The organism is Corynebacterium antarcticum (assembly GCF_016595285.2).
Taxonomy (GTDB): Bacteria; Actinomycetota; Actinomycetes; order Mycobacteriales; family Mycobacteriaceae; genus Corynebacterium; species Corynebacterium antarcticum.
Genome location: NZ_JAENIP020000001.1, coordinates 615518 through 642146, shown reverse-complemented (window position 1 = coordinate 642146; position 26629 = coordinate 615518). Strand labels below are relative to the sequence as shown.

Genomic DNA, 26629 nt, shown 5'->3' with positions numbered 1-26629 from the left:
CCTCGGTTGCCCAGTGATCCCGGTCCCACGGGAACGTGCCACCGGCGATGAGCCGGCCCTCCGTCATCGATGTCGGGCCGGCCCACGGATGATCGGGCGCCCCGGGCGCACGCGTCGACGACGGGAACATCCGACAGGGACCCGGTGCATCCGGTCGCCGGGCCCGGGATCGTGGGTAGCGGGCAAGTGTGTGCCCTGTCTCCGGGTGCGGAACCGGACGGAGGCGTGAGCGATGTCTCTTTCCCGGAACTTTGGGGCGGTGGATGTCCTCGCCGGTGTCGGCTCGGCCGGGTGCCGCCGCCACAACGGATGGGGTCCGCAGCCGCTCGCGCGTGCTGGGCAATCGCAGATCTATCGAGGGTGGACGAGTGGCCCTATGGTCCATATATTGTGCCTGTGACCCATTCTGTGTGTGCATATCGTGTTTCTCACAATGGCGTTCGAATAATGACACCAGTGTCATTACAGGCTTAGAGTGACGGGCATGAGCACACTTCTCCCTCCCAACGTGAGCCACGCCGCCGACATGGTCGATCCCGTGAGCACCGTCACCGAGTACCTCTCCCGCGCTGACTGGCGGGTGAACGCGAACGCCAACCAGGACTACTCCCTGGGCGGGCTGATGCTGAATGCCACCGGGAAGGTGGTGGCGAACTACTGGCTGAGCGAGGTGTTCAGCACCGATGCCGCAGCGGCGCACCGCGACGGCGACATCCACATCCACGACCTCGACATGCTCGCCGGTTACTGCGCGGGATGGTCGCTCCGGCAGCTGCTGGAACAGGGGTTCGGGGGAGTACCCGGCTCGGTGAGCTCCGCACCGCCGAAGCACTTCTCATCGGCCTGTGGACAGATCGTCAACTTCCTCGGCACGCTCCAGAATGAGTGGGCCGGTGCCCAGGCGTTCAGTTCCTTCGACACCTACATGGCACCGTTCGTGCGGATCGACGGCCTCGATTACCCGCAGCTGAAGCAACTCCTGCAGGAGTTCGTCTTCAACCTCAACGTGCCGAGCCGGTGGGGGATGCAGACCCCTTTCACCAACCTCACCTTCGACTGGACCTGCCCCGGAGATCTCGCCGAGGACCATCCGTTCATCGGTGGAGAGGTCATGGACTTCACCTACGGTGAACTCGGTGCGGAGATGGATCTGATCAACCGCGCCTTCGTCGAGGTGATGGCGGAGGGGGACGCCGACGACCGGGTGTTCACTTTCCCGATCCCCACCTACAACATCACCCGCGACTTCGACTGGGACAGCGACAACGCCCGTCGGCTGTTCGACATGACCGCGCGTTACGGCCTGCCCTACTTCCAGAACTTCATCAACTCCGAGCTTGATCCCGGCCAGATCCGCTCCATGTGCTGTCGGCTCCAACTGGATCTGCGCGAGCTCCTCGCCCGTGGCAACGGACTCTTCGGATCCGCCGAGCAGACGGGGTCCATCGGCGTGGTCACCCTCAACTGCGCGCGCCTCGGACACCGGTTTGCCGGCGACGAGGAAGCACTCCTCACCGAGGTGGAGCGCCTGGTCGATCTCGGCGTCGACACGCTCGAGCGGCGCCGCGCGACGATCGCGGAGCTCATCGACGCCGGCCTGTACCCCCACACCCGACGCTGGCTGCCGAGCCTGGACAACCACTTCTCGACCATCGGCGTCAACGGGTGCAACGAGATGATCCGGAACTTCACCGGTGATGCCTACGACATCACCGATCCGCAGGGGCACGCCCAGGTCGCACGCCTCCTCGATCACATCAACTCCCTTCTGGTGAAGGCGCAGGAGGCGACCGGGCACCTCTACAACCTCGAGGCCACGCCCGCGGAAGGGGCGACCCACCGGTTCGCACGGGAGGACATCCGGCGGTTCGGCGACGGGATCATCCACGCCGGAACAGCCGCCGAGCCCTACTACACCAACTCATCCCAACTGCCGGTCGATCACACACCGGACCCGTTCGCCGCCCTCTCCCAGCAGGAGGATCTGCAGGTCAAGTACACCGGAGGCACCGTCCTGCACCTCTACATGGGGGCCGAGATGAGCTCCGGGGACGCCTGCTCCACCCTTGTACGGCGGGCGCTGGAGACGTTCCGGCTGCCGTACATCACCATCACGCCGACCTTCTCCATCTGCCCGAACGACGGCTACCTGTCCGGTGAACACCCGACGTGTGGGCACTGCGGGGAGACAACCGAGATGTGGACCCGCGTCATGGGCTACTTCCGCCCGGTGTCGAGCTTCAACACGGGGAAGAAGGGGGAGTTCCGCGAGCGGACGTACTTCGCGGAACCGGCGCTGTGACCAAGGAGCCGGAGGGCGAGGGGCCAGGGTTGCCGGTCGCGGGGATCATCCCGTTCTCCGCGACGGACTGGCCCGGCCGTCTCACCGCGACGGTGTTCACGCAGGGATGTCCGTGGAGGTGCGTCTACTGCCACAACCCGTCCCTGCAGGACGTGGGCACCGGTTCACATGAGTTCGGGGAGGCACTGGAGTTGATGGAGTGCCGCCGCGGTCTGCTCGACGGTCTGGTCATCAGTGGTGGAGAACCCACCATGCACCGGGCGCTTCCCGGGGCGATCAGGGAGGCACACCGCCGCGGATTTCCGGTCGGGTTGCACACCTGCGGATACGCACCGGCACGACTCGCGGCGCTCCTGGACGATGAGCTGACCCGGCCGGAATGGATCGGACTGGACGTCAAGGCGCTTCCGGCGGATCTGCCTTCCGTCGTCGGCTGCACCTCCGCTGTGGCGGAGCGGTCCGCCACAGCGCTCGGTCTGGTCGCTGAGACGGCGCTCCGAACCGGTATGGAGGTGCAGGTACGTACCACTGTCTGGCGGGGTGGAGTCGTGGACCGGAACCTCGGTGAATTGAGGGAACTGGTCGCGGCACACGGGTTCGATCTGGTTGTGCAGCAGGCCCGGAACGTCGACCCTGAGGGCGTCTACCGGCTGCCGGCGTGACCGATCCTAGAACAGGGAGACGACGAGATTGACCGTCGTCGCAGTGACCGCCGTTCCGAAATAGAAGGAATAGAAGGCGTGAACGAGTGCGGTTCGCCGAATCTCCGGTGCCGTGAATGAGGTGTCTGACGCCGCGTAGGTCATTCCGAATGTGAAGGCGGTGTACGCGAAATCCGTGTACCGGGGAGCCTCGGGCTGATTGAAGTCGATTCCCCGACCGGGTGTCCCCGTCAGCGTGATCCGAGTAGTGCTGAGCGGCATACTGCAGCATGAACAGCAGATGGACGAATGTCCACGTGGAACACACCGCGATCAATCCGAACAGGGACAACAGGATCCGCTCGTCACCGTGAACACGGGTCGAGTCGTAGATCAACAGACCCACGGTCGCCGTGGCGGCGATGGTCGCCGCATTGAGCAGGATCGTGTGGACTCTGTGGGGGACACCTCTGGCTCGGGCATGCTCCCGGGAACCGGCGGGGTCGAGTCGTCCGACCGAGCGCCAGACCATCAGGTCCCAGACCGTCGCTGCGGTGGCCCAGCCTATCGCGGGACCACGCCACGCGGAGGTGAGAACCGTCGCTGCGGCGGTGGCCAGGACGAACACCACCGTGAGAACGATGATCCGGTCGGTTGATTCGCGCTGTCCGAGGGAACCCATGTCACGTACATCCATCCTTCCGCCGCTCCGGGAGACGGCCGGCGTGGGGTCTAGTCCTCCACCGCAGTGACGGTGACCTCGATGTTCCCGCTCGTCGCCCGGGAGTACGGGCAGACCGTGTGCGCGGTGTCGGCGAGCTTCTGAGCGGAGTCGAGGTCCATGTCCGGGATGTGGACCTCGATCTCGACGGCGAGGGCGAACCCCTCGTCGTCCTTGCCGAGGCTGACCCGTGAGCCGACGGAGGACCCGTCTATGGACGCGCCCTCGTTCCCCGCGACGAGCTGGAGGGCACCGTGGAAGCAGGCGGCGTAGCCGGCGGCGAAAAGGAGCTCCGGGTTCGGGGCGTTCTCCGCACCACCCATCGCCCTCGGAAGAGCGAGATCCGTGTCGACGATTCCGTCGGTGGTGCGGACGTGACCGTCGCGCCCGCCACCGGTCGCGAGTGCTTCTGCGGTGTAGATGGTCTCCATGTGATGTCTCCTTGTCGGCGATGAACGGAAAGTACTGCCCACCGTAGAGGAATTGCCGTTGACGTGTTCCCGGGAGTGGAAACGGGGTGCCACCCGGAACACTCACCGGATGCGTGGACCGGACGCACCTGCGGCATCCGGGAAGACGCGGTTCAACGACCCGGGGCGCGACGTTTCTGCAGCTTACGGCGGCTCATGAGGAAACCCCCTATTCCCGCGGTCCACACGATGAGCGCCGCCCAGCCCGCAACCTGAAAATCCGACCACACGTAGTCCGGTTCACCACCCGTGTGGGCGATGTCGAGCAGTACCCCGATACCCTGTGTCGCGATCATTCCCCCGGTGAAACCGCCCATGTTCGCAAGCCCCGTACCCGCCGCCAGTACCCGTCGGTCGACATGCTCACGCACCGTGTCAAAGGCGAAGTTCCCTGCCGGGCTGACTAGCGCCATCGTCAGGTTCACCGCCATCAGTGCGATGTATCCGCGTGGTTCGGAGTGGGAGAGGAACCACACCCAGATACCGGAGAGGATCACCGCGGAGGTCAACACGAGATAATCCCGGCTCCGCCCCGCACGTCCGGAGACAAGCCCGGCCAGGGGGCTGGCGAGCATGATGACCACCATGTTGGCCACCAGGGCGGTGCTGACCTGCGACTGGCTCAGACCGAGCCCCAGGGACATCAACGGAACGCCCCAGATGAGCGTGAACACTATCTGGGGGAAGACGCAGGTGAAGTGGGTGAAGAACCCCTGCCAGCAGGCCGGGTGGGTGACGACGCTACGCAGCGCCGCCGCGAGATGCACGGGAGTGTCCGCCTGCACGGTCCGGGTCGGTTCCGGGACATCGCGGATGACGAGGGAGGCCGCGACCGCAACGATCAGACCGGACGCCCCGAGGGAGACGAACGCCGTCGACCAGCCTCTCGAGTACAGGATCGCGGCGAACGGGACCGCGGACAGCACCTGCCCCAGCTGGCCGAGGGCGGAGGTCAGCTGCATCATCAACGGTGCTCTGCGCAGCGGGAACCAATTCGGCAGCATCCGGAGCACTGAGAGAAACGCCGTCGCGTCACCCGCCCCGATCAACACCCGTGCCGACACCGCGACGGTGAAGGAACCGGTGGAACCGAGGATGATCTGGCCTACGGCCATGATGAGCGCCCCGACCACGAGCATCCGCCGCGGCCCGAAGCGATCGACCGCGAGCCCCATCGGAATCTGCGCCAGGGAGTAGACGCCGATCTGCACCGCGGTGAAGACCGCGACCCGGGACGCATCGATCTGGAAATGCTCCAGGGCGGCGACACCGGCGACCCCGAAGGACGTCCGGCCCGTCGTCGCCGTGATGTAGACGGCGACCGCCGCCAACCAGACCACGAGCGCGCGTCTGGTCACCCGGGTCGTCTCATCTCCGCTGCCAGCCATAGGGAAGACAATAGGACGTGGTGCAGTCGATCACTGATCCCGGACAACCCGGGAGGGGGAGTGTCCGGGGGAAACCGGAACTGCTATCCGACCGCGGCGACCGCGGCGATCACGAGGTCCCAGAACCGCCGGTGGTCTAGCTCCACCGCGACCCTGGTCGAGCAGCCCTCCGGTACCGGTGCCCGGAAATCGGCGACGGTCATGCCGGCGGTCAATGACCCGTTCAACTCCACGTCGACGGGCGCGGTGCGGGTCGTCATCACCCCGGGGTCGATGAGGTACGCGACCGCGCAGGGGTCGTGCACCGGCGGATCATCGAAGCCCTGGTTGTCCCTGTACGCCCGACGGAAGAAGCCGAACAGCCCCAGCAGAAAAGGGCCGCGTCGCTGTCGAGAGCCCGGAGTTCCTCCTCGACCTCCGCGGTGGCGAGCGCCTGGTGGGTGAGATCCAGTCCAACCATCGTCACCGGCCAGTCCTCGTTGAACACGATGTGGGCGGCCTCCGGGTCGGTGTGCACGTTGAACTCGGCGACCGCCGTGCAGTTGCCGGTCCTGTAACCACCACCCATCAGGACCACCTCACGGACACGCTCCACGATGCGGGGCTCCTTGCGTACCGCCAGGGCGATGTTGGTCAGTGGCCCGACGGGGACCAGCGTGATCGTTTTCGGTTCGGCGGACATGACCGTGTCGATGATGAAGTCGACGGCGTGCCCGTCCGCGACCTCGCCCGTGATCTCGGGCAGCTCGACCCCGTCCAGGCCGGATTCACCGTGGACGTGCGCCGCCACCGCACCCTCGCGGACGAGCGGTCGCCCACAGCCTGCGTGGACGGGGATCTCCGGATGCCCTGCCACCCGGAGCACGGCGAGCGCATTCCGGGTCACCTTCTCCAACGTCTGGTTGCCGCCCACCGTCGTCACCCCGACCAGATCAATCTCGGGGTTGCCGGCCGCGAGTATCAGCGCCACCGCGTCATCGTGTCCCGGATCGCAGTCGAGGATGATCTTCCGTGCCATGGTGTTTAGCCCTGCCTGTCCGTGCTCGACGTCGTCGGGGAGTACCCCGGTTCCTTCTCCCGATGGTACGTGGCCCGGATCGCTCAGCGGTCGGAAACCGAGAGGATGCCCCGCTCGTCCTCGGCCCAGGCCGTGACCCGGACCAACTCACCGAGAGGATGGGCCGCAGTCAGATCGAGGGATGCCACGGTGGGCGCGCCGGGCACGTCCGCGAAGACCCGCCACCGCACGCGACCGTTGTCGAGCATCCCGAACGCCACCGCCTGATCGTCGCCGATCTGGGCCAGACAATCGGACAGACGGTCATCGGGAAGCGCCATGGTGACGATGAGTTCACCGTCCCCGGCGGTCGTGGCACCGCGCAGTGCGCGGACCAGATCCCGGTCAGCGGCGAGCGCCTTCGTGAGGCGGGGAACCATGAGGTTCCGCAGATCCAGGTGATCGTCCTCCGGATCGCGGTAGACGCGGACCACCACAGAACCCGAGTCGTCGAGGGGAGTCTCGTCGTGGACCTTGAGAGCCACCTCCGATGGTGCGACACCCCGGGCGGCGGCGGCCGCTGCGGTGGCGTCCCTCAGTGCGGCGGCCCGGTCGCGGGTCTCGGTGGTGAAGTCGAAGTCGATGCCGCGGGTGGCGCATTCTTCCCCGGAAATCCGCTGGGTGACATGCGCTTCGTGGGTGTTCATGTCGTCATCAATCCTTGAACCTGGGGTGTGTGGGTCGGTGCGCCCGTGTCGGGCACACCCCCAGGATACGACACCGTAGGTTAGGTGAGGGTGGTGCAGGGGCGCCAGCCCCTCGAATGAAGCGGACCACCGCCGACCGGTCTCTGAATTCGTGGCTGATGAGTCGGGGATGTCCGGCAGCGTCAGATGACGGACGGAGACCGGAGATCCGTTTCTCCGCGCGGTGCCACGTGGATCCGGGTGGTGTCATTGTCACGGATGTTCAGGGTCGGCTCGCCGGCGGCAGTGGGACGGGCCTCCGCAATGCACGTCTTCGGAGACATGCGGAATGAACGCAGGCTGAAGACCGGTTACAACGGTGGCCATCTCCCGGGTCCGATGATCTACCAGGTCGTGCCGGGCACGCCTACCGCGGCACTCATGTCGTCGCGCCTGGAGAAGCGGGGTAACTTCGCCCCTTCCGGGTCGTCATTTTCCAGTTCATCGATGATCGAGACCAGTTCGTCCCCGGCGCCGGCCTGCACCCGGTCGAAGAGCTCCGGGTAGGTGAGCGCCCCGAGTAGTTCGACGATCCGGCTCATGCCGTCGGTGCACGCGGAGACCCGCGACACCGATCCAGTCGGGAACGTGCGCACCGTGATCCGCGCGGCGATGTCTTCCGCGGGCGTGAAGTCCGAGATGATCCACCGTCCCCCGCGGGTGTTCCGGGCCGCCCTGTCAGCGGCCAGGGGCGGTCGCGCCGACGTGTACGCCCGGGAAGCAGGCAGGCCTTGGTCCAGTGCCTCTCTGACCCGGGTGAGAGCCGCATCCTCGTGGCCGTCATAGGCGGGGTCGGTGATGATCACCGTGGCGTGCTCCCCGGTCGGCTCGATGACGACCGGGCTGTCGCCGATGACCGCCACCGCGAGGTTCTCCGCGTCCCAGACGGCGAGCGCCAGAGTGGCGGTCACCCCGTGGTTGCCGCATCGCTTCTGCGTGTTCTGCAGGGCCGTCGCGATCTGACCGCGGACATGGCCCGGATCCGACACGCTGGCTGCGAGATCCTCCGCGAAGGTAGCCGCGAAATCGGAGACCCGTTCACCGGAGCCATCCGCCGACGAAATGGGGGAGCACCCGTCGATCGCCGCGATCATCCGGTCGGTGGCGATGACGGCATCCTGGTTCCGTGCTTTCCACGAGTGTGTGTAGGTCACCATGCTTTGTCAGGCTACCGGTACCCGGCTCACCGCCGGGAACAACCGGAGTTCACCCGATCGGTCCGGGGCCGCAGCCCACGGGAGCCCACCTCCGCCTCGTCCCGGTGCAGGACCAGACGCAGAAGGCGGGCCAGAGAACAACGCTCTGGCCCACCTTCTGTCCGCATCAATCCGGGGAGACGGGGATGTGAACTACACGGGTGGCCCCTGACCGGCGGAAACGCAACGGTCAGGGGCCACTCAAATCAGCAGTCGTAGTACATCTCGAATTCCTGCGGGGTGGGGCGCAGGCGGACCGGGGTGATCTCGTTGTCGTACTTGAACTTGATGTACGTGTCGATGAGATCCTCGGTGAACACGTCACCCTCGGTGAGGAAGTCGTGGTCTCGCTCCAGCTCCTTCAGGGAGGCCTCGAGGGAGGTCGGTGCCTGCGGGATGCTGGCGGCCTCCTCCGGGGGTAGCTCGTAGAGGTCCTTGTCCACGGGCGCGTGTGGTTCGATGCGGTTCTTGATGCCGTCGAGACCGGCGAGCATCATCGCAGCGAAGCCCAGGTAGGGGTTGCCGGACGGGTCCGGTGCGCGGAACTCGATGCGCTTGGCCTTCGGGTTCGAACCGGTGATCGGGATGCGTACGGCCGCGGAACGGTTGCGCTGCGAGTAGACGAGGTTGATCGGCGCCTCGAATCCCGGTACCAGGCGGTGGTAGGAGTTCAGCGTCGGGTTGGTGAACGCGAGAACCGCGCCGGCGTGGTGCAGGATGCCGCCGATGTAGTAGCGGGCCATGTCCGACAGCCCGGCGTAGCCGGACTCGTCGTGGAACAGCGGCTTGCCGTCCTTCCACAGGGACTGGTGGGCGTGCATGCCGGAGCCGTTGTCGCCGGCGATGGGCTTCGGCATGAAGGTGACCGACTTGCCCTGCTGGAACGCGGTGTTCTTGATGATGTACTTGAAACTCTGCAGGTCGTCCGCGGCGTGCAGCAGGGTGTTGAACTTGTAGTTGATCTCCTGCTGGCCGCCGGTGCCGACCTCGTGGTGCGCACGCTCGAGGGAGAACCCGCAGTTCGCCAGGTTACGGCACATGTCGTCGCGCAGATCCTGTGCGTGATCGTACGGGGCGACGGGGAAGTAGCCGCCCTTCATGCGGTTCTTGTATCCGAGGTTCGGGCTGCCGTCGAGGTTCTCCTCCTCACCGCGGTTCCACCAGCCCTCGACGGAGTCGAGGTGGTAGAAGCCGGAGTTGGTGTCGGTCGCGTAGGAGACCTTGTCGAAGATGTAGAACTCGGCCTCGGCACCGAAGAAGCAGGTGTCGGCGATACCGGTGGAGGTGAGGTACTCCTCCGCCTTGCGGGCGACGTTGCGCGGGTCCCTGGAGAAGGGTTCGCGGGTGAAGGGGTCGTGGACGAAGAACTTCATGTTCAGCGTCTTCGCCTTGCGGAACGGGTCCACCACCGCCGTCGCGAGATCCGGGAGCAGGTTCATGTCGGATTCGTCGATCGTGGTGAAGCCACGGATGGAGGAACCGTCGAATGCGAGCCCCTCCTCGACCGCATCTTCGTCGAACATCGACGCCGGAATGGTGAAGTGCTGTTCAATTCCGGGAACGTCGGTGAATCGGATGTCGACGAACTCGATGTTCTCGTCGGCGATGAACTTGGTGACGTCTTCTGTGGTTTCAAATGCCACGGTGACTCCTAATAGCGGGCCGGTCTCGGGGTGCCGGGTGCATGATCGTCTCGGATGATCTCGGATGCGAACGGAATCCGTTGCGGCTGTCGTGGCGCGCGATGGACGACGGTCCCCGTCGGAAACTGTTCACATATACCAACCACTGTACCCAGTATCTGTCGCGCGACCATAACCCACGCCCCGTGCGCAGGGGCACCGCGCGGACGCTAAGTTAGGGGACATGGCACGCGACAAACACAGTTGGCTCGATGGACCGCAGATCCCCGCCGAGAATGAGGACCCGCTCGCACCCGCGAAATGGCCCGGTGAGCGACTCGGTCTGCCCGAAGAGGGCTACGGTGCGCTGGCCAGCGTCATGCGCCGTGTCGGAGGGATCGCCCTCGACTGGGTCGTGGCCTCGCTCGCCACCGTGACCGTCACCTCGATGACGGATGCGCTCGGAGGATCCGCAGCCGTCAGGCTGCTGATGTTCTTCATCATCAGCGTCATCTCTGTGACGCTGTTCGCCCGCACCCCGGGCCAGGCGATGATGAAGATGGGGGTGGCGCGGATCGACCGTCCCGACCAGCGCGTCGGATTCGTCCGGGCTCTGGTCCGGGCCGTTCTGACCGTATTCATCTTCCCGCCGGTGCTCGTCGATTCCGACGGCCGCGGCCTCCACGACAGGGTGACCGGGACAGCGGTGATTCTCGGCTGACCACGGAGTCCGGAAGATGACAGGAAGGGCGCGTACCCACCCGGGGTACGCGCCCCTCCCGCCACGGGTCGACGACCCGTGACAGGATCACAACAGGGTGAACAGGACAGCCTGGGCGGCGATGATCTTCACCATCATCGACATCGGATACACCGTGGTGTAACCCATTGAGGGCAGCTCGTTCCTGGTCTGGTCGGAGACGTAGCTCAGGATCGCGGGGTGCGTCTGTAGCCCCGCGACGATACCGGCGGCCTGTCCGAACGGTATCCCCATCACACGGTGACCGATGATCAGGGTGAACAGGGAGAGTACGAAGGTCAGGACGGCACCACCGGCGATGATCTTCAGCGTCGCGGGGTCGCCGAGAGCAGCCTTGAATCCGGCCCCCGCTGTGGTGCCGATGCCGGCGAGGAACAGTGTGATCCCGAACTGCCGTAGTGCGAGGTTCGCGCCGTAGGGGACCTGCCAGACGATCCTTCCGGTGCGGCCGAGAGCTCCGAGCGTCAGCGCCACGACGAGCGGGCCGCCTGCGCTGCCGAGGCGGAGCGTGATGCCACCGGGTAGCGGCAGGGGGATCATGCCGACGAGGACACCGATCGCCATTCCGGCGAGCAGCGGGAGGAGGTTGATGTCGGAGAGCCGCTTGTAGGAGTCACCGAACAGCCGGGTCGCCTGGTCGATCCGGTCATGGGTGCTCACGACCCGGACGCGGTCACCGAGCTGGAGCACCGTGTCCGGGGTGGCGACCATGTCGACGTCACCCCGACGCACGCGGGTGACCAGTATTCCGGGAATACGGGAATTCAGTTTCGACAGGGGGATGCCGACCATTGAACTCGTGGAGACGAAGATTCGGCGGTAATCGAGGCGTTCATCGTGGGTCGGATCTCCCGGGAGAAGTTCGCCTATCTCGGCGGCGGCCCGTTCGATCTCCTCGGCCGTTCCCACGATCGAGAGGATGTCCCCGGGTTCCACCGTGTCACCGGGTTCGGGAAGGAAGAGCTTGCCGTTGTGCTCGATCCGGGAGACGATGATCTGGAGGTGGAGACCGTTCCGGAGGTTGACGACCTCGGCGAGATCGTCCCGCTCGACGCGGATCCGGCGGGTGATGAGCTTCTGTGGGGCGACTCCGGCCTTCCGTGCCTCGGCATCGTGGTCTATCTTCCACACCTTGCCCAGGATCGCGACCGACACGATCACCCCGAGAACACCGATGGGGTAGGCGAGGGAGTAGGCGACGACGGGGAGTTCGACGATCTCGGCCAACCGGGCGGGATCATTGACCAGTCCCGGGATGGCGTCGACGACGGCGGCCATGGCGGGCGTGTTGGTCATCGCTCCGGTGAACATGCCGGCACCGGAGGCGCCGCCGATCCCCAGCAGCGGGATGATGACGAGTGCCGTCAGGGTGGCCAGCAGTATCGCGCCGGCGCCGAGGAGGTTGTGGCGGACACCGGTGGTGCGCATCGAGCGGAAGAATCCGGGGCCCGCCTCGAGTCCGATCGTGTACACGAACAGGGAGAGCCCGATGATGAAGACGATCGGAGGGAGCTGGATCTCGGGCTCGGCGGTCGAGAAACCGATGCCGACGAAGAGGACGGCGGCGACACCGAGACTGAATCCGCCGATCCGGAGCCGGCCGATGACCAGACCGATCGACATGATGACGAGGAGGGCCAGGAGCTGATTGTCGACGAGTAGTTGCACATCTCCATGATCCCGCCGGTCACGCCCGGTTTGCAAACGGGTTCACTAGGGGAATCATCACATTAAGGTGCAGGTGGGCGGACATAATGGAGATACCCGGAAAACAGAGATCTCCTGGGGTTGTGCCCGAGGGGGTCCGATCGGGCACATTCAGACAATGGCGATCGGCCACCTGTTGGTCCTGTCTCCTGAAAGAGGGCGGTTTCCGGTGTGTCGTGCGAACGGTGCAGAAATCCGGGAAACGAAAAGCCCTCCCGGGAGGAGTCCGGGAGGGGGCAGCTACGTTGAGGTGCTACTTCTTCTTGCGGTCGGCGGCGCGACGGGCACGTCGGTTGAGACCCGACATGGAACCGCCCTTCGGGATGGGACCCTTCGGCAGACCGGGAGTGCCCTGCTGCGTGTCCATCGCCTCCAGGCGGGCGTACAGCGAGTGGACCTCGTCCTTCTTGATGTTCCTCGGGAGCCGGACCATGGCCCGTTGCAGTTTCGCCACCGGGACCTCGTCCTCCCCGTCGCCGACGTAGATCTCGTACACCGGATACTGGCTGGCGATACGCTGGAGCCGACGGCGCTGCTGCGCCATCAGCGGCTTCAACCGGCGTTGCTCGCCTTCCCCGACCAGGACGATGCCGCAGACGCCGACGACGCGGTGCACGGCATCCATCTGTGTCGTCGCGGCGACTGCGGTGTGGGTCTTCCACACCATCCCGACACCGCTCCGCAGGTTCTCCAGGGCCCAGCCGGCGGCTCCCGGTTGTCCCTCGGCGCGGGTGTAGACCGACTTCTGCAGTCGGTTGGTGAAGATCCACAGGGCGGCCAGCACACCGAAGATGAGCCCGATGGGCAGCATGAACCACTCGCCGCCCCAGAGCAGTCCGATGAGAAATCCGACGAGGCCGAGTCCGAGAATGGCCAGCAGGACCAGTGGCAGGAACATCTTGTCCTGCTTCCGCAGCATGTTGAATGCCTGCCACAGTTGGGTGCGCGTCTCCTTGCGTCGGGCGCGTTTCGCGGCTTTCTCTTCCTTCATCGCGGCCTTTGCGGCCGCCTTCTTCTCGTCTGCCATGGCCTCAACAATAGGCGATGTCGGCGGAAACCCGACCACCGGCCCCGTGGCCCGTCGGACCCTGCGGTCAGCAGCCGGTGCGCTGGAAGGGCGCGAAGCTCTGTACGGGGGTGTCCTGCGAGGCGCCGTACTTGCCGAGGAGACTGGACGCCTCCTGTGCGGTGGTGCCCTCCGTCGTCTCCTTGAGATGCGCGAGATTCTCCGGCAGTTCCTCACCCCGGGCCTCGATGGTCTGGGCGTACAGCCGTCCGGCCCGGTACGAGGACCGGACGAGGGGACCGGACATGACCCCGGTGAAGCCCATCTCCTTGGCGGCCTCGGCGTGCTCCAGGAATTCCTCCGGCTTCACCCAGCGGGCGATGGGGTGGTACATCGGTCCGGGGCGGAGGTACTGGGTGATGGTGAGGATGTCACAGCCCGCGTCGTGCAGGTCGTGCATCGCCTGCGTGATCTCCTCGTAGGTCTCCCCCATACCGAGGATCAGGTTCGACTTGGTCACCAGGCCGAAGTCTCGGGCCTGCCGGATGACGTCCAGGGAACGGTCGTAGCGGAAGGCGGGGCGGATGCGCTTGAAGATCCGGGGCACCGTCTCCACGTTGTGGGCGAACACCTCCGGTCGGGCCTCGAAGACCTCCTGGAGCAGATCCGGCTTTCCGGAGAAGTCCGGGGTGAGGTTCTCGACACCGGTGTTCGGGTTGAGTTCGTGGATCTTGCGCACGACCTCCGCGTACAGCCAGGCACCCTCATCGGCGAGATCGTCACGGGTGACACCGGTGATGGTCGCGTAGTTGAGTTTCATCTCCCGGATGGACTCCGCGACGCGGCGGGGTTCGTCCTTGTCGAGGGGGTCGGGTTTGCCGGACGAGATCTGGCAGAAGTCACACCTCCGGGAGCACTGCGAACCGCCGATGAGGAAGGTGGCCTCGCGGGATTCCCAGCACTCGTGCAGGTTCGGGCAGCCCGCCTCCTGGCACACGGTGTGGAGGGAGGCCCCCGCAACCCGCTTCTTCATGTCCTTGAACTCGGGACCGGTTTTCGCGGTGGTGCGGATCCACCGGGGCTTGGTCTCGATCGGGGTCTGTGCGTTGCGGGCCTCGACCCTGAGCAGCTTGCGTCCTTCTGGTGCGACAGTCACGGCCCCCACCCTACCCGGGGGAGGGGACACGGTGAAAAGTCCCGTCAGCGCTCCGACGATCCGGATGTCGCATTCGGGCTACACGTCGGGGCGCAGGGGTCCGGAGCGCTCCCCAGCGTGTGGTCCGCGACGGTGAGCCTGCCGGAAAAGGCGTCGTCCAGTGCCGCCGCCAGCGGGGAGATCATCTCTTCCGGGGTCACCTCTCTCCCCAGCTCCGCCGTGAGTGTGGTGACGCCCGCATCGGATATGCCGCAGGGGACGATGTGTTCGTAGTACTCGAGCGTGTTGCAGCAGTTGAGGGCGAGTCCGTGCATCGTCACCCCGCGTGTCACGCGGATGCCCAACGCGGCCACCTTCCTGTCCGGGAGATCGTCGGCTGCGGGTAGCCAGACCCCCGACCGGCCGTCGATGCGCCCCGCCTCCGCCAGTCCGATCTGTCGGATGACCTGGATCAACGCCTCCTCGACACGCCGGACGTAGTCGACGACGTCGATGGGTTCGGCGAGTTTGATGATCGGGTAGCAGACGAGCTGCCCCGGGCCGTGCCACGTGATCCGTCCACCCCGGTCCACGTTGACGCAGGGGATCCCGTTTGTCGGGCGGTCTGACGGCTGGGTCCGCTTTCCCGCCGTGTACGTCGACGGATGGGTCAGCATCAGCAGCTGGTCGGGCACTTCGCCGGCCGCCCGCGCAGCGGCGATCTCGGCCTGCTCGTGCCACATCCGCAGGTATTCCACCTCCCCGAGCTCCCTGGTGAGGAGTGGGATTCCGCAATCTCGGATCGGTGCATCGGCCGGGGTGAATGGGGGACGTGGCGCAGTCATAGTGGATTCAACAGTACAACCGCCCCGGGATGCCCGGGTCAGGGGCGGGGAGGCGTCGCAGCCGTCGCGCACTGTCGGGAGCAGTACGGCCCGAAGGTTGCCACCAGGGTCTCCCAGATGGTGTCGGCGACTGCGGGGTCCGGGTAGCGGCCGTCCGTCTCCATGCTGGCGATTCCGTGTGCGGAGGACCAGAGTGTGATCGCGACGAGTTCCGTGTCCGCGATCGAGGTGACCGGGGTGCCCGCCCATTTCTGCATGTCCGCGAGGAGCTGGCGCCAGGGTTCCGAACGGAGGGTCAGACAGTGGGTGGTTCCGGTGGCCACCAGGCGGTAGAGCTCGGGTTGCTCGGTCGCCACCCGCCGGAACGCGGCCATGAGGTCTGACAGGTGAAACTGCCCGTCATCGTCGCGCGTCGCCCAGAGGACGTTGCCGATGATCTCGACCGCGTCAATCGTGAGCATCGCCCGGAGCTCGTCCTTGTTTGCGGTGTGCTTGTAGAGCGACGGTGCCTTGATCCCGATTCTCTCCGCCAGACCCCGCATGGTCAGGGATTCCCACCCCTCGGATTCCGTCATCTCGCGGGCGGTCGCGATGATCTGCTCGGCGCGAGCGGTGCGGGAGGGGAGCGTGGGGGCGGGAATATTCACGGGGCTAAATGTATCACCGTTGAGGTATTTGAGATGCAGAATCGAAGCCTTGTCCGACAGGTCCGTCCGAGTGTCCTCAAACATCGTTCACCGTCACATTTGGCGGTTGCGTCCGTGGACGACCGCTTTCACCTGCTGGAGCTGCTACTGAGGGCAACCTAAAATGGGGGTGAGTCTATGCCGTGAATGGCCGACGTCCCACCGTGCTGCTGGGCGCGGTGGGGCGTCGGTGGTAAGTGTCGGGAACTAGAGTTCCAGATCTTCCACGAAGTTGCCGGTCTCCAGGCGGTCACGGACCGTCGTCATGAAGCGGCCGGCGTCTGCGCCGTCGATGACCTGGTGGTCGTACGTCATCGGGAGGAACACCATCTGTCGGACGGCGATCGCGTCAACACCCTCATCCGTGACGACGACCGGACGCTTGACGATCGCACCGGTGCCGATCATGGCGGCCTGCGGCGGAACGAGGATCGGAGTATCCGTGAGTGCACCCTCGGAGCCGATGTTCGTGATCGTGAAGGTGCCGCCGGTGAGGTCGCTCGGCTTGAGCTTGTTGTCCCGGGCGCGCTCGGCCAGGTCCACGATCGCCTTGGCCAGCTCGGGCAGCGACATGTCCTGGGCCTTGTGGATGACCGGGGAGAGCAGTCCGCGCGGCGTATCCACGGCGATGCCGAGGTTCACGTCCTCGTGGTAGGTCATCTCCTTGGTCTCGGCGTTGTAGCTCGCGTTGACGTTCGGGTGTGACACCAGTGCCTCGACCATCGCCTTCGCGAAGAACGGGAGGTAAGTGAGGTTGATGCCGTGCGCCGACTGGAACGCGGCCTTGTTCGCCTTTCGCAGCTCTGCGACGCGGGACATGTCCACCTCGTGCACCTGCGTCAGCTGGGCAGCCGAGTGCAGGGACTCGAGGGTCTTCTTCGCGGTGATCTCGCGGATCCGGTTGACGCGCTGGGTGGTGCCGCGCAGCTTCGCCTTCTCCGGATCGACGGACTTGGTCGAAGCCCGGGACGCCTTCTCCTGGGGAGCGGAGTCGCCGGATCCGCCTTCCGCGGCGGCCAGGACATCCTGCTTGCGGATACGGCCACCGACGCCGGTGCCCTCGACGGAATTGAGGTCGACCCCGTGCTTGTCCGCGAGCTTCCGCACCAGCGGGGTCACGTAGGGGACGGATTCGTTGCCGGAGGACTTCTTCTCCTGCTTCGGTTCCGGCTTCTTCTCTTCGGCCTTCTCCTGCTTGGGCTCCGGCTTCTTCTCTTCGGCCTTCTCCTGCTTGGGCTCATCCTTCTTACCGGATGACGCGGAGCCGTCGCCGATGCGGACGATGACCTCGCCGACGTCGACGGTGTCGTCCTCTTCGGCGAGGATCTCGATGATGGTGCCCGCGACGGGGGAGGGGACCTCGGTGTCGACCTTGTCGGTGGAGACCTCGAGCAGTGCCTCGTCGACCTCGACGGTGTCGCCGACGGACTTCAGCCAGCGGGTGATGGTGCCTTCGGTGACCGACTCGCCGAGTTCGGGCATCTCGACATCGGTGGACTCACCGGAACCGGAGTCATCGCCGGAAGCGTTGTCCGCGGCCTCATCGACGGTGTCGTCCTCATCCTTGGACTCGGACGCCTCGATCTCCTCCTCGGAGGGGACCTCGTCGTCGGAGCCGGAGTCGTCCCGGTCATCCGAACCACCGGATGACGCGGAGCCGTCGCCGATGCGGACGATGACCTCGCCGACGTCGACGGTGTCGTCCTCTTCGGCGAGGATCTCGATGATGGTGCCCGCGACGGGGGAGGGGACCTCGGTGTCGACCTTGTCGGTGGAGACCTCGAGCAGTGCCTCGTCGACCTCGACGGTGTCGCCGACGGACTTCAGCCAGCGGGTGATGGTGCCTTCGGTGACCGACTCGCCGAGTTCGGGCATCTCGACATCGGTGGACTCACCGGAACCGGAGTTCTTCTCCTCATACTTCCCGGACTCTTCAGCATCGTCAGCGTCAGAATCATCGGAGGAATCGGAGTCGGAATCATCCGCGTCGACGGCGGAGTCGCCGATCTCGGCGATCACCGCACCGACATCCACGGTGTCGTCCTCCTCCGCGAGGATCTTGGTCAGGACACCGGATGTCGGGGACGGGATCTCGGTGTCGACCTTGTCTGTGGAGACTTCCAGCAACGGCTCATCGGTTTCGACCGTGTCACCGACTTCTTTGAGCCAGCGGGTGATTGTGCCCTCGGTGACGGATTCACCAAGCTCGGGCATCTCTACAGAGAACGCCATTGTGTCAGACTCCTCAAAAACGTCGTGTCGGGTAAAGCTCTTAGTAACTTGAGAGTACCGGTTCCACCCGTCAGGTGTGGCCTCCGGGCCACAGAGAATCGGATTTTCCCCCTACAATCGTTGATTGTGTTCAACTTATTCGGTCGCAGCAAGTCAAAACCGGGGCTGAAACCTCCGAGGGCCCCCGGGGACACGATCCGGGACGGCGATCTCACGGATCTCGTGAGATGGGCTGAGGGCAGGACCCTGATCGAGGGATTCGTCGAACCCGAGACCGTCGTCAACGAGATGTCGGTGGTCCTGGTGGACGGGGACGGGGACTTCATCCGCCGGAGCATCGGCGGACCCAAAGGCATCGACGTGGTCGCGAAACGGCTCGGCGTCCCGGTCTACGACGTCGAGGAGACGGGCTATCCCCAACGGATGCGCGAGCGGATCGAACGTGAGCGGCTGCTGCGGAAACGGCGTGAGCAGCAGGAACGGAGGGCCAGGTTCGAGCGGGGGGAGAACCCGCACACCTGAGTCCGACGGTGTCGGACGGCCGTTCCGTCCGCTGACCTCAGGGCCCGATCACACACCGTGGTCGGGCCCTGAGGTATCCCCGGTCAGTGCTCCCGTTCCGGGTCGATGGACTATTCGTCCGCGATCCCGGTGAGCGCGTCCACGATCGTCCGGACGGGAACCCCGGTCGCCCGCTTCGGCGTGCAACCCCAGACCTCGTCGGTGTTGAACGCCGGACCGGCGACATCGATGTGCGCCCACTCCACGCCCCCGGTGACGAAGGTGCTGAGGTAGTGGGCGGCACCGAGCATCCCGCCGTTCCGGGAGGGGTTGACGTTCCGGAGATCGGCCACGGTGGATTTCATGCCGTCGGCCACGTCCTCCGGGATCGGCATCGCCCAGGCCTCCTCGCCCACCGTGCGACCGTGCGCGGCGATCCGGTCCCGGAACTCCGGGGAACCCATGACCCCGGCGGTACGGGCGCCGAGGGCCACCAGCTGTGCGCCGGTGAGGGTCGCGGTCTCGATGAGGTAGTCCGGGTCATCCTCGCAGGCTCGGGCGATGGCGTCCGCCAGGATCATGCGGCCCTCCGCGTCGGTGTTGATGATCTCCGAGGTCGTTCCTCCGTAGTGGGTGACCACGTCACCCGGGCGGTAGGCGCCGCCACCGGGCATGTTCTCCGCCAGCGGGACGGTGGCGGTGACATTGACCCGCAGATTCAGGCGGGCCGCGGCGATGACGGAGGCGATGACGGCCGCTGATCCACCCATGTCGGAGATCATGTGGTCCATGTTCGAGGACGGCTTGATCGAGATGCCACCGGTGTCGAAGGTGATTCCCTTGCCCACCAGCGCCACCGACTTCGAGGCCTTCCGGGTGGACCAGGTCAGACGCAGCAGACGCGGCTTCCGGGTCGAGCCCTGACCGACCGCCATGATGCCGCCGTATCCGTCCTTCAGCAGACGTTTGTCGTCGAGGATCTCAACCTTGACACCGTGCTCCCCGGCCTCCTTCGCGGCGATCTCCGCGTAGGACTCCGGATAGAGGTGCGAGGACGGGGTGTTGACGAGGTCGCGGGCGAGGATGACCGCTTCAGCGGTGATCTGTGCGGCGACGAACTCCTTCTTGTCGCCACCGAGGAACACGACCTCGCCGACGGTCCGCTTTCGTTCGGGCACCTCATCGGTCTTCAATCCCCGGTAGTCGTAGGCACCGAGAGACACCCCCTCGACCGCGGCACGCAGACCGAAGGCACCGATGGTCGTCGCCACGCGGTTGAACCCCCGGAGGCTACGGGCGGCGACACCCGCGGCCCGGCGGAGACGATCGTCGCTCAGGTCGTCCGGATCGCCGAGACCGACGGCGACGACGGTGCCGACACCCGTGGCCTTGAGCCCCGGGACCCTGGTGATCTCCTCCTTCGCGCCGGTGGCACCGACGGCGGCGAGCTGCTGCCACACGGCGATCTCGACCTCATCGTCGAACAGGCCGGTGGCCGCCAGCTCAAGTCCCTCCTCGCCCTCGAAGACAGCGACGAGCAGTGCGTCGGTGTCGTCGGAGATCTTCTTCGCGAGGCTGAGGACAGGGGTGCTGCCCCTGGCGGGAAGCGTGAAAGTGGCACTCACAGTGATATTCCTCCAGAGATAACTCGGTCGTACCTGAACGCCCGGGTGCACCGGAACACACGTTTCCGGTGCCGCTCGGGCTCGGGGACAAGCCTAGTCCGACCGGGACCCGGGTGCCTGGCGGGTAAGGCGCAGGAACGGGGCGGAACACCGCAGGACCCCGGATAACGGAGGTGTAACCTTGGGTCCATGAGTTCCCTGACATTCGAAGTGACCCCGACCGATACCCCGACCAGTGCCGAACGACGTGCCGAGATCCTCGCGGATCCCGGATTCGGCCGCTACTTCACCGACCACATGGTCACCATCGAGTGGACCGCGGACAAGGGCTGGCATGACGCCCGGGTCCGGCCCTACGGCCCCCTGACCCTCGATCCCTCGACCTCGGTGCTGCACTACGGTCAGGCGATCTTCGAGGGACTCAAGGCCTACCGACACGCGGACGGATCGATCCGTACCTTCCGCCCCGACGCCAACGGTGAGCGCATGCAGCAGTCCGCCGCCCGGATGGCCATGCCGGAACTTCCCGTCGACGTGTTCATCGAGTCCATCCGCCAGCTGGTCGACATCGACCGTGACTGGGTTCCCGCCGCCGGGAGCGAGGAGGCCCTCTATCTCCGCCCGTTCATGATCGCGACCGAGAGCACCCTCGGCGTGCATCCCTCGACCAGCTACACCTATGCGGTCATCGCCTCGCCCGCCGGCGCGTACTTCAGCGGCGGCGTCAATCCCGTCTCCGTGTGGCTCTGCGAGGACTTCGTCCGTGCCTGCCCCGGTGGCACCGGTGCTGCGAAGTTCGCCGGAAACTACGCCGCCTCCCTGAAAGCTCAGGCGCAGGCCGCGGAGAAGGGCTGCGACCAGGTCGTGTGGCTCGACGCCATCGAGCATTCCTATGTGGAGGAGATGGGTGGCATGAACCTGTTCTTCGTCTACGGTGACGGCGACCCCGACACCGCGCCCGGTGAGGTGACCGTCGCGACCCCGGCGCTCTCCGGGTCGCTGCTTCCCGGTGTCACCCGCCGGTCCCTGCTGCAGGTCGCCGAGGACCAGGGTTTCCGGACCGAGGAGTTCCGGATCTCCACGGATCAGTGGCGCGAAGATGCGGCCTCCGGCAAGCTCAGGGAGGCCTTCGCCTGCGGCACCGCCGCCGTGATCACCCCGGTCGGGCACGTCAAGAGCCGGCACGGGGACTTCGACATCGCCGACGGCGGTTCCGGTGACATCACGATGAAACTCCGCGGGATCCTCACCGGGATCCAGAAGGGTGAGATCGAGGACACCCACGGCTGGCTGCACACCCTCGTCGACTAGAGGCGCGGCGGTCGGGCGACAGGGCTCCGGGCGCACACCGTTTCTCCGCACGGGGAACGGTGTGCGCCTTTCTGTTCTGCGAACGGTGCCACCGGAAGCCGCAGCGCCCGGACGTCACGGAGCCGGAACGGACCGGACGATGATCAGTGCCGTCAGTGCGCACACAGCCGTCGTCATCTCGATCAGTGCACCCATGCAGTCTCCGTTGAGCCCTCCGAGTCTGTGGTCGAGGTGCCGGGCGATCAGTAGCGCGAATCCCACACCACCGGCCCCACCGGCGGCGACGCCGACCGTGACGGCCACCGCGGTGGGGCCGGACAGGAGAAGTGCTGCGGTACCGCCGGTGGCGACGGTGATCGCCAGCCACCAGAAGCCGACCCAGCGAAGTGGGACCGTCCCGATGATCATCGCGCCGAAGCCACCCGTCGAGAACGGGCGGAACAACCGGCTGCACCCGATCATCGCCGACATCCTGGCCAGCGCCGGCGCCACCCCGACGATCAGGATTCCGGCGGTCGTGGACGGCGACGCGAGGAGATCTGAGAGCGTGGCGACCTGGATCCCCAGCGTGAGGAGGACGGCGCCCATACCGAGCGCGCCCGTGTAGCGGTCCGCGATGATCTCCCGGGCCCTCTCCCGTGCGGCGTAGGAGCCCAGGGCATCGCCGACATCCGCGAGGCCGTCTATGTGCATCATCCGCGTCAGCAACTCCCAGGAGACGACGCAGAGCACGGCCGTGAGCAGCGGGCTGAAGCCCAGGAACACGGCCACCGATGCGATGGCGGCTGCGACGGCCCCCAGGAACAGGCCGGGAACCGGGAGCGCGGCCATGGCGCGGCGACCGGTGGCGCGGTCGAACACGGTCGCCCCGGCGACCGGGAGAACGGTCAGCCAGCTCAGCGCGGTGGACAGACCCTCGCGGAACGCCGGACCGTGTTCCCCGGTCGTCTCGACGGCTTTACCGGACAACGTCAGTGCGCCCCGGAGACGCCGGCGGACTCGAACGTCGTCATGTCCCGCATGATGTCCACGGCGACCCGGACCAGCGGCAGAGCAGCGGCGGCCCCCGACCCCTCGCCGAGGCGCATGCCGAGTTCGACGATCGGTTGCTTGCCGAGGTGCGCGAGCGCGATGCTGTGCGCGGGCTCGACGCTGCGGTGACCAGCCATCCACCATGCCGCGGATCCGGGCGCGAGGCGGTCGGCCCACAGGGCGGCTGCGGTCACGACGACCCCGTCCAGCAGCACCGGCGTACGGCGTACGGCGGCCTGTGCGAGAAACGCCGCCATCGCCGTCATGTCGGGGGAGGAGACCGCACGCAGGACCGCGACCGGGTCATGTCGGAGATCCCGGGCCCGGAACATCGCGTCCCGGACGACCGCCGTCTTCCGCTTCCAGCCTTCATCATCGATACCGCTGCCTCTCCCGACGACGACGACGGGCTCCGTTCCGGTGGCCAGGCCGATCAGGACGGCTGACGGAGTGGTGTTGCCGATGCCGAGATCGCCCGCGATGAGAAGGTCCGCACCGGAATCGACCTCCCGGTCGGCGAGTCGCTTGCCCACCTCGATCGCGCGGAGCGTCTCCTCCTGCGTCATCGCGTCCTCGATGTTGATTGCCCCGCAGCCGCGGCGTACCCGGTCCGGGCCGGTGACGTCATGATCGAGGGAAATGTCGGCGACCTGCACCCGTGCTCCCGCAGCCCGGGCCAGGACGTTCACCCCGGCGCCCCCGACCTCACCGATGTTGTGGGCCATCTGCAGCGACACCTCCGCGGGGAACGCGGAGACGCCGTGGGCCGCGACTCCGTGATCGCCGGCGAAGACGACGACGGACGGGTCCGTGATCCTGTTCGGCGGGCAGCAGCCCTGACACGCGGAGAGCCATGCGCCGATCTCCTCGAGTCGGCCGAGGGAACCTGCGGGCTTGGTGAGGGTCAGCTGGTGGTCGAACGCGGCCCGGTGCACGTCGGCGTCCGGAGGTGTCACGGGCGGGAACAGATCGGTTTCAGACATGAGGCCTTCTCTTTGGTGGTGGTGTCGACCGGGTGGGGCCCGGTGGGGAGTGTGGCTGGGGTGCCCGGGTTCCCGGCGGGTCGGGTGGCCGGTAGCTATCCCAAGCGTAGCGGGAGGCCGGCGACGACCAGGACCGTTTCATCGCAGACCTGGGCGAGGTCCCCGTTGAGTTTCCCGATCTCGTCGCGGAACAGGCGCGCCGAGCGATGCTCCGGGATCACGCCCATGCCCACTTCTGGGGAGACGAGGATGAGGTTGGAGCTCCCGGGGAACTGCGCGACCGCGGAGACCAGCTCCCGGCACCGGGGACCGACGGTACCCCGGGGGCCGTCCCAGGCCTGCGCGGTGTCGATGGTGTGCGTCAACCACGTGCCGAGGTCGTCGACGATGATCCAGCCCGGCGGGGGATCCGCGAGAACCTCGACCGCGTCGACGGTGTCGACGGTGTTCCAGTGGTCGGGGCGCCTGCTGGTGTGCTCCCGGATCCGTTCCGAGAAGTCGTCGTCGCCGGGCCACGGACGTGCGGTCGCTACGTAGGTGACTGCGGTGGCGTCTGCGGGGACCAGCCCCTCGGCGTGGGTCGACTTCCCTGACCTGGCCCCGCCGAGAACGAGTGTGCGCACGGGTGCGACGCCGTCTCTAGATGTCGTCGCCGACGTTGACGCGGGGCTTCGGGGTGCGCAGTTTCCGGGGCTGTGTGGACCGGGAGTACGCGTAGAAGCCGAGCGAGAACCCGGGGGCGGTGCTGCCCGGGAAACGCTCCCGCGTGGCCCGGTTCACCCGACGGCCGATGAGGACACCCTCGATGAAGAACATCAGGATGACGGCCATCGCGATCAGGGTCAGGACGTTGGCCACCACGGGATAGTACTGCGAGGTGAACATCACGACCAGGAGGATGAGGGCCACGGGCATGAACAGGGAGTTGAAGAACCGACGGCTGTCGATCCAGTCCCGGGCGAAACGCCGTTCCTCGCCCTTGTCCCGGTCCTGCAGATAGCGTTCGTCACCGGCGTCGATCCGCTTCTGCGCCTCGCGTCTGCGCGCGGCGCGCTCGTCGCGTTCGCGCTTCTTGTACGCCTTGTATTCCTCTTTCGACATTGACGCCTTCAGCGCCTTCTTCCGCTCCCTCATCTGGCGGAAGGTCTGCGGGGTGTCCGCGGGTTCCCGGATGATCCCCTTCTCGCGTTCGACCTCACGGCGCTTCGGTGTCGGTCGTCCCTTGGGCGGGGTATACCCCTTCGGGAGGGAGGCGTCCCGGGAATCGGACGGGGATGCGTCGTGCCCGTCGGCGGCACCGGCCCCGGTGGGACCGGAGCGCGTCGTGTCGTCGGCGGCGTCGGTACTCGAGGATTTCTGCCAGGGTAGTTTCACGCACTCAAGGGTACAGGGGGCCTCTCTCGAGCGGGAATACCGGGATGGGCCCGTGCGTTGCGCCCGATGTCCCCCGGAAACCGGAATCCGTCGGACGGTGCCGTCCCGGTAACCCCACGCGTGTGACGCCTGCGGCACCCGGTAGGTGCACCACTGCCCGGCGCAGTAGTACGGTGGTGCACACGAGTTCTACGTCACCCGTCAAAGGGTGCCACTTATCAAGGAGAGACACCGACATGACCGCACCCGAGACAAGCACCGGTGTGATCCTCACTGACGCTGCGGCGGCCAAGGCCAAGGCACTGCTCGATCAGGAGGGTCGCGACGACCTGTCCCTGCGCATCGCCGTGCAGCCAGGTGGCTGCGCCGGCCTGCGCTACCAGCTCTACTTCGATGACCGTGACCTCGACGGCGACAAAGTCGACGTCATCGGTGGTGTCCGTCTCGTTGTCGACAAGATGAGTGTCCCGTACCTCAACGGTGCGCGGATCGACTTCGCCGACACCATCGAGTCCCAGGGATTCACCATCGACAATCCGAATGCATCCGGTTCCTGTGCTTGCGGGGACTCTTTCAACTGACACCGAAGATCGGCCCCGGCGCGTCAGTGCCGGGGCCTCCCGGCGGAGAGACGGTCGCTGAACCGCAGAGGTTCAGCGGCCGTCTCATCTGTGCGGGCAGGTTGCTGCAGGGGGGATTTCCCGGGGTCCGCTAGGCTCTGCAGGCGTGTAGCCCACTGGTTGACCGCACGTACGGGTCGTCTGTCCCGGGAAGGATTCCACCGCCATGTCCGTACTGGATCGTCTGCTCGAGTTGTTCAACCGGAAGATGACGTCTCTCCGGGAGCAGCTCGTTGGACGCGAAGAAAGGGAGCGGATCGATGCTCTCGCGGTTGCGGGCCTGTCGGCGGACGGGGTCACCCCGACCACTCCCCGGCGGCGGCCACACTTCGCCCGGGTCGAGGGGCTCCTCGTTCTCGTGGTGTTGATCGTCCCGGGGGTGTTCTCCCGGGACGAAATGATCATGCCGGCATCCTGGCTCGCCGGAACGCTGCTGTGTGCCCTGTTCTGGAACCTCATCCTCGGTCTCTGGCGGGATTTCGCGTCCGTGCACCTGCCGACGGTGCGCAGTGCGTGGTACGAGATCGCCGTTGGAGCATTGTTCACCGTGCTGCTCGGCTATGCCGCGGTCCGGCTCGTCGACGTCACGGAGATGTCGAAGGTGATGACCGTCGCCATGGTCCCCGCGGGTCTCACGGTGACCGCGACGATCAGCCTCCTGCTCCGCAGGTTCGTGCCGTACACCCCCCAGACCAGGTGGTGGCTGTACTCCTAGCACGGTACCGGTGG

24 protein-coding genes and 2 pseudogenes are annotated in these 26629 nt (G+C 66.2%); 7 read left to right on the top strand and 19 right to left on the bottom strand.

Features of this window, described 5'->3' with window-relative positions; all coding sequences use genetic code 11:
* Positions 1 to 526: 526 nt before the first annotated feature.
* Together JIM95_RS02815 and JIM95_RS02810 are read left to right on the top strand one after the other, a co-directional pair.
* A complete protein-coding gene (locus JIM95_RS02815; RefSeq protein ID WP_200261123.1) occupies positions 527 to 2302 on the top strand; it encodes a ribonucleoside triphosphate reductase in 1776 nt (591 codons plus the stop codon).
* Positions 2299 to 2964: an anaerobic ribonucleoside-triphosphate reductase activating protein gene (locus JIM95_RS02810; protein WP_198738340.1), complete on the top strand. Its 666-nt coding sequence runs from the start codon at positions 2299 to 2301 to the stop codon at positions 2962 to 2964. Before JIM95_RS02815 ends, JIM95_RS02810 begins: the two co-directional genes overlap by 4 nt.
* 6 nt (positions 2965 to 2970) lie before the next feature.
* Here JIM95_RS02810 and JIM95_RS02805 read toward each other — a convergent pair whose 3' ends face one another.
* The 8 genes and pseudogenes from JIM95_RS02805 to glnA form a co-directional block, all read right to left on the bottom strand.
* Positions 2971 to 3225, bottom strand: coding sequence for a DUF1345 domain-containing protein (locus tag JIM95_RS02805; protein WP_200261027.1), 255 nt, complete (start codon positions 3223 to 3225; stop codon positions 2971 to 2973).
* A gap of 34 nt (positions 3226 to 3259) precedes the next feature.
* Positions 3260 to 3475 (bottom strand): annotated as a pseudogene (locus JIM95_RS11555) (hypothetical protein); the annotation flags it as partial.
* A gap of 200 nt (positions 3476 to 3675) precedes the next feature.
* Positions 3676 to 4095 (bottom strand): organic hydroperoxide resistance protein, encoded by a 420-nt coding sequence (locus JIM95_RS02800; RefSeq protein ID WP_200261030.1) that lies wholly within the window; start codon positions 4093 to 4095, stop codon positions 3676 to 3678.
* 152 nt (positions 4096 to 4247) lie between these two features.
* A complete protein-coding gene (locus JIM95_RS02795) occupies positions 4248 to 5522 on the bottom strand; it encodes an MFS transporter (protein WP_200261033.1) in 1275 nt (424 codons plus the stop codon).
* An 83-nt stretch (positions 5523 to 5605) separates the two neighbouring features.
* Positions 5606 to 6540 (bottom strand): annotated as a pseudogene (gene uriH, locus JIM95_RS02790) (uridine-preferring nucleoside hydrolase UriH).
* Positions 6541 to 6623: 83 nt separating this feature from the next.
* Positions 6624 to 7226 (bottom strand): hypothetical protein, encoded by a 603-nt coding sequence (locus JIM95_RS02785; protein ID WP_200261036.1) that lies wholly within the window; start codon positions 7224 to 7226, stop codon positions 6624 to 6626.
* A 383-nt stretch (positions 7227 to 7609) separates the two neighbouring features.
* Positions 7610 to 8422, bottom strand: a complete 813-nt coding sequence (locus JIM95_RS02780; RefSeq protein ID WP_200261038.1) for a hypothetical protein — start codon at positions 8420 to 8422, stop codon at positions 7610 to 7612.
* A 245-nt stretch (positions 8423 to 8667) separates the two neighbouring features.
* Positions 8668 to 10104, bottom strand: a complete 1437-nt coding sequence (glnA, locus tag JIM95_RS02775; protein WP_198738332.1) for a type I glutamate--ammonia ligase — start codon at positions 10102 to 10104, stop codon at positions 8668 to 8670.
* 223 nt (positions 10105 to 10327) lie between these two features.
* Between glnA and JIM95_RS02770 the strand changes: the two genes are divergently transcribed.
* A complete protein-coding gene (locus JIM95_RS02770) occupies positions 10328 to 10804 on the top strand; it encodes an RDD family protein (protein WP_200261041.1) in 477 nt (158 codons plus the stop codon).
* Positions 10805 to 10891: 87 nt separating this feature from the next.
* Here JIM95_RS02770 and JIM95_RS02765 read toward each other — a convergent pair whose 3' ends face one another.
* The 6 genes from JIM95_RS02765 to sucB form a co-directional block, all read right to left on the bottom strand.
* The gene (locus tag JIM95_RS02765) at positions 10892 to 12511 is read right to left on the bottom strand and encodes an aspartate:alanine exchanger family transporter (protein ID WP_200261044.1); all 1620 of its coding nucleotides are present in this window, start codon (positions 12509 to 12511) and stop codon (positions 10892 to 10894) included.
* Between the two features lie 292 nt (positions 12512 to 12803).
* Positions 12804 to 13577, bottom strand: a complete 774-nt coding sequence (locus JIM95_RS02760) for a DUF4191 domain-containing protein (protein WP_200261047.1) — start codon at positions 13575 to 13577, stop codon at positions 12804 to 12806.
* 67 nt (positions 13578 to 13644) lie between these two features.
* The gene (gene lipA, locus JIM95_RS02755; RefSeq protein WP_198738328.1) at positions 13645 to 14712 is read right to left on the bottom strand and encodes a lipoyl synthase; all 1068 of its coding nucleotides are present in this window, start codon (positions 14710 to 14712) and stop codon (positions 13645 to 13647) included.
* A 44-nt stretch (positions 14713 to 14756) separates the two neighbouring features.
* Positions 14757 to 15536, bottom strand: a complete 780-nt coding sequence (gene lipB, locus JIM95_RS02750) for a lipoyl(octanoyl) transferase LipB (protein WP_200261050.1) — start codon at positions 15534 to 15536, stop codon at positions 14757 to 14759.
* Between the two features lie 38 nt (positions 15537 to 15574).
* On the bottom strand, positions 15575 to 16183 hold the full coding sequence (locus JIM95_RS02745; RefSeq protein WP_200261053.1) for a TetR/AcrR family transcriptional regulator: 609 nt from the start codon (positions 16181 to 16183) through the stop codon (positions 15575 to 15577).
* A gap of 246 nt (positions 16184 to 16429) precedes the next feature.
* Complete coding sequence (gene sucB, locus JIM95_RS02740) at positions 16430 to 18454, bottom strand: 2-oxoglutarate dehydrogenase, E2 component, dihydrolipoamide succinyltransferase (protein WP_248702930.1); 2025 nt, start codon at positions 18452 to 18454, stop codon at positions 16430 to 16432.
* Between the two features lie 126 nt (positions 18455 to 18580).
* Between sucB and JIM95_RS02735 the strand changes: the two genes are divergently transcribed.
* Entirely contained in the window at positions 18581 to 18976 is a 396-nt protein-coding gene (locus tag JIM95_RS02735; protein WP_200256769.1) for an oxidoreductase, read from the top strand.
* A gap of 110 nt (positions 18977 to 19086) precedes the next feature.
* On the opposite strand, the gene JIM95_RS02730 is transcribed toward JIM95_RS02735, so the two are convergent.
* Positions 19087 to 20580, bottom strand: a complete 1494-nt coding sequence (locus JIM95_RS02730; protein ID WP_200256771.1) for a leucyl aminopeptidase — start codon at positions 20578 to 20580, stop codon at positions 19087 to 19089.
* Positions 20581 to 20769: 189 nt separating this feature from the next.
* Between JIM95_RS02730 and JIM95_RS02725 the strand changes: the two genes are divergently transcribed.
* Positions 20770 to 21891: a branched-chain amino acid aminotransferase gene (locus JIM95_RS02725; RefSeq protein WP_200256773.1), complete on the top strand. Its 1122-nt coding sequence runs from the start codon at positions 20770 to 20772 to the stop codon at positions 21889 to 21891.
* A gap of 114 nt (positions 21892 to 22005) precedes the next feature.
* Here the strand turns inward: JIM95_RS02725 and JIM95_RS02720 are convergent, their stop codons facing one another.
* The 4 genes from JIM95_RS02720 to JIM95_RS02705 all read right to left on the bottom strand — a co-directional run bounded on the left by JIM95_RS02720 (position 22006) and on the right by JIM95_RS02705 (position 25280).
* Complete coding sequence (locus JIM95_RS02720; protein ID WP_200256774.1) at positions 22006 to 22860, bottom strand: adenosylcobinamide-GDP ribazoletransferase; 855 nt, start codon at positions 22858 to 22860, stop codon at positions 22006 to 22008.
* A 2-nt stretch (positions 22861 to 22862) separates the two neighbouring features.
* The gene (gene cobT / locus JIM95_RS02715) at positions 22863 to 23906 is read right to left on the bottom strand and encodes a nicotinate-nucleotide--dimethylbenzimidazole phosphoribosyltransferase (RefSeq protein ID WP_200256775.1); all 1044 of its coding nucleotides are present in this window, start codon (positions 23904 to 23906) and stop codon (positions 22863 to 22865) included.
* A 95-nt stretch (positions 23907 to 24001) separates the two neighbouring features.
* The gene (locus JIM95_RS02710) at positions 24002 to 24529 is read right to left on the bottom strand and encodes a bifunctional adenosylcobinamide kinase/adenosylcobinamide-phosphate guanylyltransferase (RefSeq protein WP_200256776.1); all 528 of its coding nucleotides are present in this window, start codon (positions 24527 to 24529) and stop codon (positions 24002 to 24004) included.
* A 16-nt stretch (positions 24530 to 24545) separates the two neighbouring features.
* Entirely contained in the window at positions 24546 to 25280 is a 735-nt protein-coding gene (locus tag JIM95_RS02705) for a DUF3043 domain-containing protein (protein WP_200256777.1), read from the bottom strand.
* Between the two features lie 236 nt (positions 25281 to 25516).
* Here JIM95_RS02705 and JIM95_RS02700 point away from each other — a divergent pair, with 236 nt between their 5' ends.
* Together JIM95_RS02700 and JIM95_RS02695 are read left to right on the top strand one after the other, a co-directional pair.
* Complete coding sequence (locus JIM95_RS02700; RefSeq protein WP_198736308.1) at positions 25517 to 25861, top strand: HesB/IscA family protein; 345 nt, start codon at positions 25517 to 25519, stop codon at positions 25859 to 25861.
* Between the two features lie 205 nt (positions 25862 to 26066).
* A complete protein-coding gene (locus JIM95_RS02695; RefSeq protein ID WP_200256778.1) occupies positions 26067 to 26615 on the top strand; it encodes a hypothetical protein in 549 nt (182 codons plus the stop codon).
* Positions 26616 to 26629 lie beyond the last annotated feature (14 nt).

Bases quoted from the DNA above. Each gene is read 5' to 3' on its own strand.
- JIM95_RS02770 (WP_200261041.1), top strand. From the start codon at position 10,328: ATGGCACGCGACAAACACAGTTGGCTCGATGGACCGCAGATCCCCGCC.
- sucB (WP_248702930.1), bottom strand. From the start codon at position 18,454: ATGGCGTTCTCTGTAGAGATGCCCGAGCTTGGTGAATCCGTCACCGAG.
- JIM95_RS02700 (WP_198736308.1), top strand. From the start codon at position 25,517: ATGACCGCACCCGAGACAAGCACCGGTGTGATCCTCACTGACGCTGCG.
- JIM95_RS02725 (WP_200256773.1), top strand. From the start codon at position 20,770: ATGAGTTCCCTGACATTCGAAGTGACCCCGACCGATACCCCGACCAGT.
- JIM95_RS02785 (WP_200261036.1), bottom strand. From the start codon at position 7,226: ATGAACACCCACGAAGCGCATGTCACCCAGCGGATTTCCGGGGAAGAA.
- JIM95_RS02795 (WP_200261033.1), bottom strand. From the start codon at position 5,522: ATGGCTGGCAGCGGAGATGAGACGACCCGGGTGACCAGACGCGCGCTC.
- cobT (WP_200256775.1), bottom strand. From the start codon at position 23,906: ATGTCTGAAACCGATCTGTTCCCGCCCGTGACACCTCCGGACGCCGAC.
- JIM95_RS02800 (WP_200261030.1), bottom strand. From the start codon at position 4,095: ATGGAGACCATCTACACCGCAGAAGCACTCGCGACCGGTGGCGGGCGC.
- JIM95_RS02815 (WP_200261123.1), top strand. From the start codon at position 527: ATGGTCGATCCCGTGAGCACCGTCACCGAGTACCTCTCCCGCGCTGAC.
- JIM95_RS02780 (WP_200261038.1), bottom strand. From the start codon at position 8,422: ATGGTGACCTACACACACTCGTGGAAAGCACGGAACCAGGATGCCGTC.
- JIM95_RS02695 (WP_200256778.1), top strand. From the start codon at position 26,067: ATGTCCGTACTGGATCGTCTGCTCGAGTTGTTCAACCGGAAGATGACG.
- lipB (WP_200261050.1), bottom strand. From the start codon at position 15,536: ATGACTGCGCCACGTCCCCCATTCACCCCGGCCGATGCACCGATCCGA.
- JIM95_RS02760 (WP_200261047.1), bottom strand. From the start codon at position 13,577: ATGGCAGACGAGAAGAAGGCGGCCGCAAAGGCCGCGATGAAGGAAGAG.
- JIM95_RS02805 (WP_200261027.1), bottom strand. From the start codon at position 3,225: ATGCCGCTCAGCACTACTCGGATCACGCTGACGGGGACACCCGGTCGG.